A 14,769-nucleotide genomic window follows, 5' to 3' on the forward strand; every position below is an offset into this window, starting at 1 on the left:
AATGGCAGCTTTTTTTATGCCTGTCCGTTTGCGGGTTTGAACGTGATGGGCGGTAGCGGTGTTGGCTCTACTGGATTCTCAAACACTGTCTGTGGCGCAATACATGACGGATGCCAATGAATAAGCTGTTCAATTGGCAACGGCTTGGATTTTAAGTAGCCCTGAATGTACACGCTGCCTTGGGCGTTAATCCAAGTGAGCTGATTCTCCGTTTCGATACCTTCCGCTACAACGTCCATATCAAGTGATTTGGACAAGTTCACAATGGCTGCACAAAGCTTGGACGAACGTTTTTGGTCGTCAGCGACATCCACCAGGAAATTTCTGTCTATCTTCAACACATCGAACTTGTGCTGCCCCAACAATGAAAGCGACGAATATCCAGTACCGAAATCATCGAGGTACAAGGTGATGCCCGCAGCCCGAAGTGCGCTCAAAGAGGCGGCACTGGCGACTTCGTCTTCCATCAAGGTCGTTTCTGTAATCTCGATACCGAGCTTGTGAGGCGGAATGTGGTGCTGGTTGAGCAAATCCTTCACAAAACTAATGAATGCGGGTGAGCCAAGCTGTTTGGCTGACACATTGACGGAAATCCCAGGGTAGTCGAGAGAGTTCGCTTCTTTTTGCCAGCTTTCGAGCAGTGCACACACTTCCTGAAGTACCCACCGCCCAATGCTGTGTATTTGATTCGTCTCTTCTGCGATAGGAATAAACTGCAAGGGCGAAATAGGCCCCAAGTAAGGGTGATTCCAGCGGATCAAAGCTTCGAAAAAATGAACATCATCGCCTTTGAAAACGGGCTGGAAGGCGAGGGTAAACTGCTCATCAGTTAATGCATACGCCAACTCTTGCTCGATATTAAAACGCTGTTGTACCTCCGTGAGCATTTCTTCGCTATAGAAGGTAATGGCATTGCCTTGCTCTTTTGCATGATACATCGCGATATCCGCCTGCTGGATGATATCGAGCAGAGTAAAGCGATGATCAGTGATGGTGGAAATACCTATGCTCGCACCAATCTGGATAGTATGTCCGTCAATCATGTACTGCTGATTTAGCGCATCCAGATAGGCTTGTGCCAGTGAGTACGCCTTGTCTTTTAAGATAACGCCGCTTAAACACACCACAAACTCATCACCGCCAAATCGATAGCTGCGATGTTCCGTCGGCGTTGAGATGAATATGCGGTCTGCGACGGCTTGTAACAGCTTGTCGCCAACGAGGTGCCCAAGTGAGTCGTTGACATGTTTGAAGCGGTCTAAGTCGATGAAGAGAATGGAAAAACCCAAACTGACACCGCTTTGAAGGTGTGTTTGCTCTTCCTTCAAACGCTTTTCCAGCGACAAGCGATTGCTTAGCGACGTGAGGTTATCATGGTAAGCCTGATAGCGAAGTTTCTTGGTTTGTCGGCTCACCAGTTCATTGGCTAAAGCCAGTCTGCTGGAATAAGACCATACACATGCAGCGGTAGCAAAGGTGAGCAGCATACCTAAGACAGTGACGAGCAAGCTGTATTGATAGCCCGTGAGATAAGAATCAGTTTGGGTAAACTCTATCCAGACACCTTCTTCACTACCCGGGATCCTGACCAGTTGTCGAACAGGCTGGATTTCCATGTAATTATCTGGATTCAACACGCCCGATTGGAAAAGGACTTCTGCGGCATTGTGAGGTGCACTAAATTGCGGCCTGACATTGATATGGAGATTGTCTAACTCCTTGTAGTCCGGCCAAACCGCGGCAAAAAAGGACTCAAAATAGATTGAGGTGACAAGGTAACCTTTGAGGACATCTTTTTCCAACACCGCAGAAAATAGCCTTACGCCATTTCCGTTTTCTTTATGAAAGAAACTGGCTTCTGGGCGGCGTTGGAAAAAGGCTCTCTCCATGGCATGGGCGAACTCACATTGAGATTCCGCGCGCCAGCCAATGTATTTTTCTGCGTGAGTTTGAGGGGAAACATACAGCACCGGAAAAGTGTATTCAGTCAAAGACCATGCACACTTTTCAGTAGCTTGAGGGTAAATCTGATACGTGTCGTAACTGCTTCCTTCGTTTCTTACCACAGAGGTTTCGAAAGTTTGCACAGATTCTCTGCGCACTTTGGGCAGCCAGAACACGGAATGGATGCCTGAACCTTTTCTCGTTCGGCTTTGCAGAAACTGCTGAAACTTAATTTTGTCCAGACTGTAACTGTTTTGAAAATAGAGTTGCGCGGAAAGCTGCAGTTCGTTGAAAGAGAAAAGGGCTTTCTCAAGGGCTTTTAACCGCTGTTCAACCAGTGTTTCAAACGCATTTTGGTGACGCTGAGCGTCGAGATAGTTTACTGCAAAGCCACTACTAATCGCTGCGACAGTACCTATGACAACAATAAACCAGTGTAATTTTTTAGAGAACATCATTTTATAATCAAAGAATTACTGGTGATCTCGATTATATTTATCAGTGTTACGGTTTATTTCACGAATTGTGACATTCTGGTTTCAGACTGAGCTGTTACATAATAGGAAACGGCACTATTTTAGGTAAGTGTATAATAATTAATCATATTTTTGCTTTTTAATGAAAGCTGTACTGAAAACGCAGAATTGGAAGAAATGCGAGAGAGGGCAAGCTAAAAATGCGTGTCTTTTTGTCTAAGTGGCAGAAAAAACCTGCCACGTTCGGAAGGATTTAACAAAGAATATCTTCTGGGATCAGGCTGTACACTAACCCTTCTTTTGCTTCACCATCATACATATAGCGGTTGCGCGCTCGGCACTCAAACGTCGCTCTAAGCTTTTCAGCAATGCGGATGCTTGCGGTGTTGGCGGGGTCCATCACCAATTCCAGTCTAGTGAGGAGTAGGTGGCTAAAAGCCAGCGTGGCCGCCATTTCTGCGGCTTCCAGAGCATATCCTCTACCTTGGAATTTCGTCGCGGTCCAATACCCTAAATTGGCCATGTTAGCGACAGAGTCAATGCTTGAGATGTAAACACAGCCAACGAACTCACCACTGTCCAACTCGAATGCGGCTAATTCATAGCTGCTGCCTGTCAGCCACCCTTGGCGGCTTCGATTAATCCAAGCGTCTGCATCCATGTCATCAAAATCTTCATGGCACCAGTCTAGCCAAGGCGAAATGGTGTCAGCGGATTCACTGATAGCATCACGAAGCGGTGTAATGTCGACACGCTTTAAAGCGCGCAGTAACAAGCGATCTGTTTGAAACTCTAAATTTGACTGCATAAGGAAGGTAAATGCTTTTGGGTATAAAACTATATTAAGAAAAAACGCCCTCAAGTGAGGGCGATTTATTTAGGCATTTTCGTCTTTTTCGACGCGGGTAACTTGAATAATCAAACCCATCAGCGGGTGGTCAAGATAGTGCACTTCACCACTGCGCATACGTCGTTTTTGCTTCAACACGTAAGGTTCGAGATATTTCTCTACTTCGTATTCGCGCTCAAGCTTTTGAAGGCCGGTTACTGTGTTGCCTTCGGTTGTTGAGGTTACTTGCGTGTTGTTGCTCAGCAGACTGTCGGTTTCAGTGTCCGTTTGATTTTCCAGTGGAACAGGTACGGCGTTCACGTCTTTAAGTACCTTGCGCTCGCCAGGTTCACGAAGCACTAAATCTGTCTCAATGAACAGGTAATGCTGAACGTAAACGCGGATGAACCCGTCCAGTTCATACATTGGGCCACTTTCTTTGGCTGGCTCTGGGGCAACAAGTGGCGTTGGTACGATAGTGCCTGTTGCAGGGTCGACAGTAGCAGTAGCGTGGTGTCTGCCGCTGCGTTGATGGTATTCAGATTAGGCTGAGCAATCACAGACGGCGCATCTTTTGGCGTACCATCTAAGTAGTAATCATTGCCATAGTCTTGGCCTGCAGTGAAACGCAGTTTAGGCATTACGCCACGACCACCATCGTTTTGGCGCCATGCCACATGAACCAAAGGCTTAAAGCTGCATGGTTAGCAAGCTTTTGATATTCAGAATTGAGTTTCCACTGGCTTTGAGGCAGCAAAGTAAGACCTTGCGCTTGGAGAGACGTGGCATCAAACACTGAAACAGCATTGGATAGATTGATGTTTGGTTGAGTTTCAGGCCATTTCTCTGTAACAGAGGCGGGATCTTGATTGCGTTTGAACACAATCACTTCCACATCAAACCAGCGCTCAGCCTTCGTAGGCAAGCTAAGCGTGCACAGCAGCAGGAAAATCAGCTTTTTCAAAGCATTACTCCGTATTAAAACTTGGTTGCGTTCAATCACGCAACCAACAAATTATTAGCAAAGTCGTCTAGTAGTGTTTCGATGAAGGCCACTCTATCTCTACGATCCGTGAGAGATTCGACAATTTTTAGCTTGGTTGGACCGTCAAAGCGATAGCGACTTGGATGGGATTGTAACAGACCCACCAAGAAGCCGGGATCAATTTGGGCATTTTGATTAAATTCGATCACACCGCCTCGATCATGAGCATCAATCTTACGAACGCCAAGTTTGGCGGCATCCAGTTTGATTTGCTGCACCTTGAGCAGATTTGATGCGGCATCTGGCAATAAGCCAAAGCGGTCTATCAACTCTACACGCAGCTCTTCAATGTCGTCTTGCGTTTTCGCCCCTGCAACACGCTTATAAAGCGACAAGCGGGTGTTAATGTCAGGAATATAGCTGTCTGGCAACAGGGCAGGGAGACGAAGCTCAACATCGGTTTGCTGGTTAAGCAGGTCTTCGAGCGATGGCTCTTTGCCTTCTTTCAGTGCCTCAACAGCCTGTTCAAGCATTTCCATGTAAAGCGTGAAGCCCACAGACTGAATTTGACCGCTCTGTTCTTCGCCCAGCAATTCACCCGCACCACGGATTTCCAAGTCATGCGTTGCAAGCGTGAAACCCGCGCCCAAATCTTCCAATGACGCTATGGCGTCCAGACGCTTGATGGCATCTTTGGTCATGCGTTTTGGATGTGGCGTTAGCAAGTATGCATAGGCTTGGTGGTGAGAACGACCCACGCGACCACGAAGCTGGTGCAACTGCGCCAGACCAAGATGGTCGGCGCGATCCATGATGATGGTATTCGCCGTTGGAACGTCGATACCTGTTTCGATGATTGTCGTACACACCAAGACGTTAAAACGCTGGTGGTAGAAATCTGACATGATGCGTTCCAACTCGCGTTCACGCATTTGGCCATGTCCCACAGTAATACGCGCCTCAGGTACCAGCTCAGCAAGCTCATCAGCGGTTTTCTCGATGCTGTCGATGTCATTGTGCAGGAAGTAAACCTGTCCACCACGCATGATTTCACGCAGCATGGCTTCGCGGATGAGGTTCTTCTCACGTTCGCGAACAAAGGTTTTGATTGCCAAACGACGAGACGGCGGTGTCGCGATGATCGACAAATCACGCATACCGCTCATCGCCATGTTCAATGTTCGCGGAATTGGCGTTGCGGTTAGCGTTAGGATGTCTACATCCGCGCGCATGGCTTTTACTTTCTCTTTCTGACGGACACCAAAACGGTGCTCTTCATCAACGATGAGCAAGCCAAGGTCTTTGAATTTGACATCACTTTGAAGCAGTTTGTGTGTGCCAATCAGAATGTCGACTTTGCCTTCAGCGCAATCGGCCAGAATTTGCTTTTGCTCTTTCGCGGACTTAAAGCGAGAGAGCACTTCCACACGCACTGGCTGATTGGCAAAGCGGTCTCGGAAATTCTCAAAATGCTGTTGAGCCAGCAGGGTAGTCGGCACCAGCACCGCCACTTGCTTGCTGTTATTGGCAGCAAGGAAGGTGGCACGCATTGCCACTTCTGTTTTACCAAAGCCCACGTCACCACATACCAAACGGTCCATCGCGATTGGCTGACACATGTCTGACAGCACGGCATTGATCGCTTGGATTTGGTCTGGTGTTTCCTCAAACGGGAAGCCAGAGCAGAAGTCCAAGTAGCTTCACGGTCATGTTTGAATGCAAAGCCCGGTTTGGTTGCGCGTTTGGCATACACGTCGAGAAGTTCAGCGGCCACGTCGCGAACTTTCTCTGCAGCTTTCTTACGTGCTTTTTCCCACGCTTCGCCGCCTAAACGGTGTAATGGTGCAGATTCTTCTGCACCGCCACTGTAGCGGCTAATCAAATGCAATGAGGCAACAGGGACATATAGCTTCGCGCCTTGTTGGTATTCCAAGGTCACGTATTCGGTTTCAATACCGCCGGCTTCGAGTGTTTGCAGACCCAAGTAGCGACCAACACCGTGCTCCAAATGCACCACGGGCTGTCCGGTTTGCAGCTCTGCAAGGTTACGAATGAGCGTATCGCTATTGCTTGCCGCTTTTTTGTTGTCTCGACGGCGCTGTTGAACAACGCGTGCACCCAGCAAGTTGGTTTCACAAATCAGCGCGAAGTTCGGAGATTCACAAACAAAGCCGACTTCCGCAGGGCCGACAACCAACGAATGTTGTGTTGGGCTATTTAGTGCTTCATCCAGCGAATCACAAACCATAGGACGAATTTTGATGCGTGCCAGCAAATCAAGCATGGCTTCGCGACGACCTTCTGTTTCCACGGAGAAGACAACTTTACCGCTAAACCCTTCCGTGAATTGACGCAGTGCGCCTAACGGCTCCTTGAGTTGTTGGTTGATCGTCAACTCAGGTAGTAAAGAAACAGGGCATTTTGACGGCCAGCCTTATCTTCGTCAGGCTTCAGAGACAGTTTTACGCGCGGATAGGCTTTAAAGTGGCCAAATAACTCGTCAATGTTCTGCCAGATCTCATTCGGTGGCAGCAACGGACGCAGTGGGTCAACGCGGCGCTGATCGTAGCGGTAATCCGCATCCGCGAGAAACTGATTGGCAGCAGACTCGATATCGCCTTTTACCACTAAAAGCGTGTTATCTGGCAGGTAATCAAACAAGGTTTCCGTTTCATTGAAGAACAAAGGCTGCCAGTATTCTATGCCTGATGGCCATGTCTTCTTGGAGACTTGTTGATAGATGGATTCAGGCTCGCGTCGTGCCTCAAAACGCTCACGCCAGCGACCACGGAAAGATTCAACCGCGTCATCATCCGTTGGGAATTCATGGGCTGGTAGCAGATTGATCTGATCCAACTCTTGCACCGAACGCTGGTTCTCAGGATCGAACTCGCGGATGGTATCGACTTCGTCATCAAAGAAATCGATGCGATACGGTTGGTTTGAACCCATAGGGAACAAATCAATGATGGAGCCACGGCTGGCGTACTCGCCGTGTTCGATAACCTGATCAACATGGCGATAGCCGGACACTTCCAGTTGGTGACGCAGCTTTTCAAGCGACAGTCGGTCGCCTTTTTTGACGATCAATGCATGCTGAAGCAAGAAAGAACGCGGCATCACGCGCTGCATCAAAGTGCTGGCTGGCACAATCAAAATGCCTGATTTCTGTTGAGGCAGTTGATACAGGCGAGCAATACGGTCTGAGATGATGTCTTGGTGCGGTGAGAAGTTATCGTAAGGCAGTGTTTCCCAGTCAGGGAAAACATGGCATTCGCGTTGTGTAAACTGCTGGATTTCTGGTTTTAGTTTGAGTGCAGTTTGGTTGTCTGGAACCACCAGTAAAATGAAGCGTTGTTGCTGATTGGCAAGGCTTGCAATGGTGAGAGACAGCGAAGCACCAAGAAGATTGGCTACCACACGCGTGTCGCCCGCCTTTTCTGGAGCGGGCAGATTAAAAAGAAGGTTGTCTGTCATCTAAATTGAGGCTTAGTTATTTCTTTCCAGTGCGCGTTGACGCAGTAGTTTTTGCTGTTGATGTAACGCGGCACGGATCAATACATCTCTGTCATCTTCTTGCAGACGAATGTATTTCACGCCGACCGCATACTTACCATTTTTCTCTTTACAGCCGTATACGCTACCGTAGCAGTAAATCGCTGAGGGTGGGTTCTCAAGAAAGAGTTTTAGGCGAACATGTTGCCCTTTCTGAAAGGCTTGTTTTGCAATGAAAGTGAGACTGCTGGCACCGAAGGTTTCGGTTTGATAACGAATTGTTGGGTCGTCTTGTTGTGACAGCATGAAGCCAAGCAACAGGTTAATTTTCTCGTTCTGTGCTTGAAGAAACTTCGCGAGTGCGTGTCCGTCTTCGTGTGCAAGCACCTGGATTTCTTTTTCGACAGAGTTGTCCAAGTCTCCGCATTGGCTGGCAATACGAAAGGCGAGGGGGATTTCACGTCCAAATTCAACGTCAGAAGGTACGTGCTCGGTTTCACCGAGTACCTCAACGTTTATTTTTAAGTGCGCATGTACGGAAAAGTATTCGTCCTGACTCATTATCATGCCTATTGCTTTGTAATCTGTTGATTATCACGCACTACCCGCGATTCCTCAACCTCACTTTCACCTGTCTCTCTAAGTCACGGTAACAAAATGTGCGTACGTGTTATCTGATAGACAGGGATGGATCGGATAAAAGTTCATCTATCGCGCAACAATTTGAAAAGAAAAGGAACAAATTGACGTAAAAGCCGCCTAAAGCAGGGAGAATCAGAGCCCTTTCGTGGCAATCACGAAACCTAAAAGGTATTCTTGGCACAGCCCTTACTGTGTAAAGGACATCGCCCTTTGAGGCTTACACAGTCTAACGAGTTTTTGAGAACAACAACTATGTTTCACCCGTTACCGGTGTTTATTGGATTGCGCTATTTAAAAGGGCGCTCCGGCGACAAGTTTGGCCGCTTTGTCTCCTACATGTCTACGGCTGGCATTACGATTGGCGTGATGGCTTTGATCACTGTGCTGTCGGTGATGAATGGTTTTGAAGGTCAGCTTAAGCATCGCATTCTTGGTGTGTTGCCCCAAGCGGTTGTCGCCGGAACACCTGATCACGCGCCTGATGTGAATACTAAGCCAGTTAGATGGCGTAACGGGAACCGCGCCTATCGTCAGCACAGATGCCATTGTACAAAGCCCTGTTGCGATTGGTGCAGGTAAGCTCTTAGGCATTAGCCCTGATAGTCGCGAACCAATGAAACAGTACATGGTGAGAGGGGCGATGAGCAACTTACACCGGGAAGCTACAAACTGGTCATCGGCAGAAAAACAGCCAGTGATTTGGACGTTTCGGTCGGCGACAAAGTTCGCGTGATGATCACCAGTGCCAGCCAATTCACGCCAGTTGGGCGCATTCCTTCTCAGCGTAATTTCACCGTTGCCGGCATTTATGACACAGCCACAGATGTGGATGGTCAGTTAATGTATGCCAACCTCAATGATGTTTCCCGCTTGATGCGCCTTCCTCGCTCTCAACCTGCTGATTTACGTCTGTTCGTCGACGAACCGTTTGATGTGCCAAAGCTAGAGAAAGTAGCCGAATCCATGGGCTATGAGTGGTCAGATTGGCGTGAGCTTCGTGGTGAGCTTTTCCAAGCTGTGAAGATGGAAAAGAACATGATGGCACTGATGCTGGGTCTGATTATTCTGGTGGCAGCGTTCAACATCATTTCTGCGCTGATTATGGTGGTGATGGAGAAGCAATCTGAAGTCGCCATTCTTAAAACGCAGGGCATGACTCACAGAAGTATTGTGCTCGTATTCGTGGTTCAAGGTGCGAGTAGCGGTGTTATTGGTGCGGTTCTTGGTGGTATCGCGGGTAGTGTGCTGGCGTTAAACATCAATGAAGTCATGCAATTATTGAATTTGAGTTTGCTGGGTGGCGGGCTAGCGTTGCCAGTTTCGCTCGGTATTGATGAAGTTTTCACAGTGGTATTCGGTGCAATTGTATTGAGTTTGCTTGCCACGCTTTTCCCATCGTTAAAGGCGGCATCTGTTCGCCCTGCAGAGGCTCTTCGCTATGAGTAACGCTTTGTTATCGTGTTCAAATGTTAGAAAAACTTACCAAGAAGGTGAGCTCACGACCGAAGTGCTCAAAGGCGTGTCATTCTCTATCGAGTCTGGCGAGCTTGTAGCGATTGTTGGCGCTTCTGGTTCGGGTAAAAGTACACTTCTTCACATCCTTGGTGCGCTAGATACGCTCACCGAAGGCGAAGTGTCGTTTGACGGTAAAGATGTGGTGAACATGCGTGCTTCTGAACAAGCGACACTGCGCAATCAGCACATCGGGTTTATTTATCAGTTCCACCATCTGCTGGCAGATTTCACGGCAGTGGAAAACGTGGCAATGCCACTTCTTATCGGTGGTGAAAAACCAGCAGAAGCCAAAGCTCGCGCGCTAGATATGCTTAAAGCCGTGGGGATGGCGCATCGTGCAGAGCATCGTCCATCAGAGTTATCTGGTGGTGAGAGACAACGTGTTGCGATTGCGCGCGCTGTAGTTAACCGACCATCTTTAGTGTTGGCGGATGAACCAACCGGTAACCTAGATCATAAAACCGCACTCGATATTTACGATTTGATGCGTACGCTGAATCGTGAATTCAATACTGCTTTCTTGGTCGTCACTCACGATAAAGAGTTGGCGGGCAAAATGGATCGCCAGCTTTCTATGCTGGATGGTCAGTTCGTTGAAACGAAAGCGCAAGAGGCTATGCCGTCATGATGCATTCGTTATCGCTTTTTATTGGGCGACGATTCAGCAAGGCCAAGCATCGCAACAAGCTGGTGTCATTTATCTCGATGTCTTCGATGATTGGCATTTCCGTTGGCGTGATGGTGATTATTATTGGCTTGTCTGCCATGAACGGTTTTGAGCGTGAGCTTGAAAACCGCGTGCTTTCCGTTATTCCTCACGCACAATTGGAAGGCGTTGAAGCACCAGTGTCAACGTGGCGAGATATGCAAAAAACCGCGGAGCAGAATGTGAACGTGGTTGCTGGCGCACCGTATGTCACCTTCACGGGGCTGTTGGAGAAAGGCGCAAATCTAAAGCCGGTTCAAATTCGTGGTATTGACCCTGATGCAGAGAAACGCGTCAGTAGCATTAGCGATTATGTGTTGGGTGACGGTTGGAAAACGTTGGAGCAGGGCAAAAGCGCAGTGGTGCTGGGCAAAGGCATTGCAGATGCACTGGGCGTAAAAGTGGGTGACTGGTTAACAGTGATGGTGCCCTCGCCAGATCCAGAGCTGAAACTGCGCGCGCCGAAACGTATTCGTCTCCAAGTCACGGGTATTTTGAGCTTGGGAGGTCAAGTAGACCATGGATTAGCATTGGTACCGCTTGCAGATGCACAGGCTTATCAAAACATGGGTGACGCGGTTTCAGGTGTTGCGCTGAAATTGAAAGAGCCACTCAATGCCAGAGCTGTGGTGCGCGAAGTAGGCTACACGCTGAAAGAGTACGTTTACCTCAAAAACTGGACCCAAGAATACGGCTTCCTTTATCGCGATATTCAGATGGTACGCGCGATTGTTTACATCGTGATGGTGCTGGTGATTGGTGTGGCGTGTTTTAACATTGTCTCCACCCTGATGATGGCCGTGAAAGACAGAGCAGGCGACATTGCCGTTCTGCGCACCATGGGTGCGAAAGACGGGTTGATCCGAGCAATCTTTGTTTGGCATGGCTTACTATCGGGTTTGCTTGGCAGTGTTATTGGTTCAATAGCGGGCAGTTTCATCGCGTTGAATCTGACCGAGATCGTCGGTGTGATTGAAAAGTTGACTGGGCATCAATTCCTTTCCGGGGACATCTACTTTGTCGACTTCCTGCCAACAGCACTGCATTTGTCCGATGTTTTCATGGTGTCAGGCACTGCTATCGTGTTGAGTTTGATAGCGACTTGGTATCCTTCCCAACGTGCGTGCAAGCTTCAGCCTGCTGCTGTATTGAGTGCGAAGTAATTAGAAGCGAAGCGGGCGTCGAGTGCACAGAACGTGACTGGAAGCCTGATTAACAAACTCGCGAATTACATTCCTCGTTTGTTGCATGCCAAACCTCTCGCATGCTGACAACAAATAAAAAAATACCCCGCTTGGGCGGGGTATTTTTTTAGTCTTCAGAATTCTTTCTTTTAAGCACTTTGATTTTTGGTATGCGGAGGCGGCGTTTTTGCCAGCTTCTCACCACGGAGTAGCGCCAGACACCGCGACAGCCAAAGTAGCCAATCAAACCGAAAATAATGCTACATACGAAACAGCCCAAGAGGAATGGAGGGCCGATTTGGCTCATTTGATTAAACAGGAACTCCCATGTCAGTTCAAAATGGAAATGGTGTTCCGGCGTTCCCATCAAAAACGCCCCCAGCTTGTACGCACCGTAAAAGATGACGGGCATAGTGATTGGGTTAGTGATCCACACCAAAGCGACAGACAGAGGCAAGTTAACGCCAAACATGATTGCCAGACCGGCAGCCATGATCATCTGACTTGGGAGCGGCACAAATGCCATGAACAAGCCAACTGCAAATGCGCCCGACGCCGAACGACGGTTCAAACACCAGAGGTTCGGGTCGTAAAGCAAGTTGCCGAACACTGCCAGTGCTTTCTGCTTGCGAATGACGTCATGCTTCGGCAAATATTTTTTAATTATTTTTTTAGGCATAAGTCTTCAGTTCTTTCGGGTTCAATACCAGCATGAAGATACTGCTGGGTATCGTTGTTGCTATTGTGTCGCTTAAATGGTGGCCGGAGTTACCGCCGTTAAGTGCGTTGCTTCCGGTTGGCGTCATCCTTTTCTTGCTGCGTAAATGCCTTCCAGCATTTGCAATGGGTCTCACCGTGGGCGGCCTGATTGCATACAGTGCAGCGGCTTTATTTCTTTTCAAAACAAATTCCGCCTTAACAGTGGCACACGATACTACCATAGAGGGGAAAGTTGGCAGCCTTTTTACAACGCAAAATCTGCAAACAAACGTAATCTTTGATGTGGACACGGTTGATGGACGAAAACTGAACGTTTTTGAACGCTTTCGTGCCCGGATTTATTGGCGCTGGGATGAGCCACCCAAACAAGGAGAACGTTGGAAGCTAAACGTTCGCCTCAGAGAACCTTATGGCCGTGTCAACGAAGCCGGGTTTGATGCTGAGGTCTATTTCCTTTCAAAACATATCCATGCCAAGGGCTCTCTTCGAGAAGCTGAGCGAACACGTGATACCCAATCTACCAGACAACGGCTGCTGAACAAGGTCATTGTCGAGACTGAAAACCTTCCGTCGGCACGATTTCTGATTGCATTGACTTTCGGTGAAAGAAACATGCTGACAAATGAAGATTGGTCGCGGTTAAGAAACACCGGGTTAGGGCACCTACTCGCGATATCTGGCCTTCATATCGGTTTGGCATTTCTGTTTGGTTACGCTGTCACAAAAATAATTGTGCCGTTGCTGTTTCGTTCAGACCAATGTCTTTGGCTCCCTTTAATCGCGGGTATGTTAGCTGCAATCGCTTATGCTTGGCTTGCTGGTTTTTCCCTGACTGCTCAACGTGCTTTATTTGCGCTTTTCGTGGCTTCGGGCATTCGAATGTTCGGTGCGCGTTTCAATGTGTTTGAAGCCTTGCTGATTGTGTTGGCAGTGGTGCTCATTTTCGATCCGCTGTCGGTGTTCTCTGCTAGTTTTTGGTTGTCATTTGGCGCGGTCACCATTCTCTGTGTGTCTGTCTCTTTTAGTACCAAGTCAGACAAAATCGGGCAACCAAAGCGGCTTGAAGTGAAGGGATTCATTTTCCAATTGCTCCGCATTCAGGCATACCTCATGGTGGGTATGTTGCCCATCACTTGGCTATGGTTTGGTGGCGTGAGCGTGCCGGCCTTTGCACTAAACATCATTGCCGTCCCTTTGGTGAGTTTTGTGACTGTGCCTGCCATTCTTTTGGCAATACTCAGCTCGGCACTGCATATGGATTTTGGGTTCTGGCAACTCGCCGACTGGTCACTTTTACCCGTAATGACAATGCTGGAAATGTTCGATATCGGATGGCTGTCTCCATCAGACATGTCGATGGTATTGCCTGTATTAATCTGGGGCTTGGCACTTGTGCTGCTGATTACGCCTCTCAAATCGGTAAAGGTATTGAAGGCGAGCTTGCTCGTGGCGATTGCCGTTAATCTGCTTAAGCCCGTTGATAAATCGGCATGGCGTGCATCCGTATTGGATGTCGGTCATGGTCTGTCCGTGTTGATAGAAAAAGACGGGAAAGCCGTTGTTTATGACACGGGTGCAGCGTGGAAAAATGGCAACATGGCGCAATTGGTCTTAAAGCCCGTACTCGATAAACGTGGTCTTATTTTGTCGGGAATGATCATCAGTCATGGAGACAATGACCATTCGGGTGGGGAAGTGTGGATTGTTGACCGCTATTCTCTAGATTGGGTAAGAAGCTCTGAAAACAAGGCGGCGTATTTAGCCTGTGTCAAAGGCGAGCGTTGGACGTGGCAAGGGCTTGAATTTGAAGTGTTGCATCCCAATCGATTAGTGGAAAGGGCAAGAAATGAAGACTCCTGTGTGGTTCGTGTCTCTGACGGTTTGCACTCTGTATTGTTAACGGGTGATTTGCCGGAGAAAGGGGAAATGGAGCTTCTTCAGGATGACGCGAAGGTTTCGTCGACGGTGCTATTGGTACCACATCATGGCAGTAAATCCTCATCTTCCTCGGACTTTCTGACTGCGGTCAATCCCGACGTGGCGATTGCCTCTGCAGGAAGGTATACACCTTGGAACTTGCCAAACAAAGCGGTTGTCGAACGGTATCGTGAGTTGGGTATTGCATGGTACGACACCATTGAATCTGGGCAGATATCAGTGCATTTCTCAGACAGGGGTTGGCGATTAAGTAGTCAGAGACAACATCAGGAGCCGTTTTGGTACCGCAAGATGTTTGGAGCCCCTACAAGAAAAGAGTAGAATGCCCGCTAATT

8 protein-coding genes and 3 pseudogenes are annotated in these 14,769 nt (G+C 48.4%); 4 read left to right on the forward strand and 7 right to left on the reverse strand.

Annotation, left to right across the window (positions count from 1 at the left end):
• Positions 1-14 precede the first annotated feature (14 nt).
• From ATN88_RS10235 to ATN88_RS10260, 6 genes and pseudogenes are all read right to left on the reverse strand, one after another.
• On the reverse strand, positions 15-2,402 hold the full coding sequence (locus ATN88_RS10235; RefSeq protein ID WP_232313070.1) for a bifunctional diguanylate cyclase/phosphodiesterase: 2,388 nt from the start codon (positions 2,400-2,402) through the stop codon (positions 15-17).
• Between the two features lie 271 nt (positions 2,403-2,673).
• Complete coding sequence (locus ATN88_RS10240; protein WP_067415080.1) at positions 2,674-3,228, reverse strand: GNAT family N-acetyltransferase; 555 nt, start codon at positions 3,226-3,228, stop codon at positions 2,674-2,676.
• Positions 3,229-3,297: 69 nt separating this feature from the next.
• Entirely contained in the window at positions 3,298-3,675 is a 378-nt protein-coding gene (locus tag ATN88_RS10245) for a CsiV family protein (protein ID WP_083539458.1), read from the reverse strand.
• Positions 3,609-4,252: pseudogene (locus tag ATN88_RS28880) on the reverse strand (CsiV family protein). The gene ATN88_RS10245 and the pseudogene ATN88_RS28880 overlap by 67 nt, the downstream one beginning before the upstream one ends.
• Positions 4,249-7,711, reverse strand: a pseudogene (gene mfd, locus ATN88_RS10255) (transcription-repair coupling factor). The pseudogenes ATN88_RS28880 and mfd overlap by 4 nt, the downstream one beginning before the upstream one ends.
• Positions 7,712-7,723: 12 nt before the next feature.
• Positions 7,724-8,290 carry a PilZ domain-containing protein gene (locus ATN88_RS10260; protein WP_067415083.1) on the reverse strand — a complete coding sequence of 189 codons (567 nt, stop codon included), beginning with the start codon at positions 8,288-8,290 and terminating at the stop codon, positions 7,724-7,726.
• Positions 8,291-8,623: 333 nt separating this feature from the next.
• Between ATN88_RS10260 and lolC the strand changes: the two are divergent.
• From lolC to lolE, 3 genes and pseudogenes are all read left to right on the forward strand, one after another.
• Positions 8,624-9,817 (forward strand): annotated as a pseudogene (lolC, locus tag ATN88_RS10265) (lipoprotein-releasing ABC transporter permease subunit LolC).
• A complete protein-coding gene (gene lolD, locus ATN88_RS10270; RefSeq protein WP_067415086.1) occupies positions 9,810-10,514 on the forward strand; it encodes a lipoprotein-releasing ABC transporter ATP-binding protein LolD in 705 nt (234 codons plus the stop codon). The pseudogene lolC and the gene lolD overlap by 8 nt, the downstream one beginning before the upstream one ends.
• Positions 10,511-11,755, forward strand: a complete 1,245-nt coding sequence (lolE, locus tag ATN88_RS10275) for a lipoprotein-releasing ABC transporter permease subunit LolE (protein ID WP_067415090.1) — start codon at positions 10,511-10,513, stop codon at positions 11,753-11,755. Before lolD ends, lolE begins: the two co-directional genes overlap by 4 nt.
• Positions 11,756-11,903: 148 nt before the next feature.
• Here lolE and ATN88_RS10280 read toward each other — a convergent pair whose 3' ends face one another.
• Entirely contained in the window at positions 11,904-12,455 is a 552-nt protein-coding gene (locus tag ATN88_RS10280) for a DUF2062 domain-containing protein (RefSeq protein WP_067415093.1), read from the reverse strand.
• A gap of 32 nt (positions 12,456-12,487) precedes the next feature.
• On the opposite strand from ATN88_RS10280, the gene ATN88_RS10285 reads away from it, so the two are divergent.
• Entirely contained in the window at positions 12,488-14,755 is a 2,268-nt protein-coding gene (locus ATN88_RS10285) for a DNA internalization-related competence protein ComEC/Rec2 (RefSeq protein WP_067415095.1), read from the forward strand.
• Positions 14,756-14,769: the final 14 nt, after the last annotated feature.

The organism is Enterovibrio coralii (assembly GCF_001559595.1).
Lineage (GTDB): Bacteria > Pseudomonadota > Gammaproteobacteria > Enterobacterales > Vibrionaceae > Enterovibrio > Enterovibrio coralii.

Bases quoted from the DNA above. Each gene is read 5' to 3' on its own strand.
- ATN88_RS10235 (WP_232313070.1), bottom strand. From the start codon at position 2,402: ATGATGTTCTCTAAAAAATTACACTGGTTTATTGTTGTCATAGGTACT.
- ATN88_RS10240 (WP_067415080.1), bottom strand. From the start codon at position 3,228: ATGCAGTCAAATTTAGAGTTTCAAACAGATCGCTTGTTACTGCGCGCT.
- ATN88_RS10245 (WP_083539458.1), bottom strand. From the start codon at position 3,675: ATGTATGAACTGGACGGGTTCATCCGCGTTTACGTTCAGCATTACCTG.
- ATN88_RS10260 (WP_067415083.1), bottom strand. From the start codon at position 8,290: ATGAGTCAGGACGAATACTTTTCCGTACATGCGCACTTAAAAATAAAC.
- lolD (WP_067415086.1), top strand. From the start codon at position 9,810: ATGAGTAACGCTTTGTTATCGTGTTCAAATGTTAGAAAAACTTACCAA.
- lolE (WP_067415090.1), top strand. From the start codon at position 10,511: ATGATGCATTCGTTATCGCTTTTTATTGGGCGACGATTCAGCAAGGCC.
- ATN88_RS10280 (WP_067415093.1), bottom strand. From the start codon at position 12,455: ATGCCTAAAAAAATAATTAAAAAATATTTGCCGAAGCATGACGTCATT.
- ATN88_RS10285 (WP_067415095.1), top strand. From the start codon at position 12,488: ATGAAGATACTGCTGGGTATCGTTGTTGCTATTGTGTCGCTTAAATGG.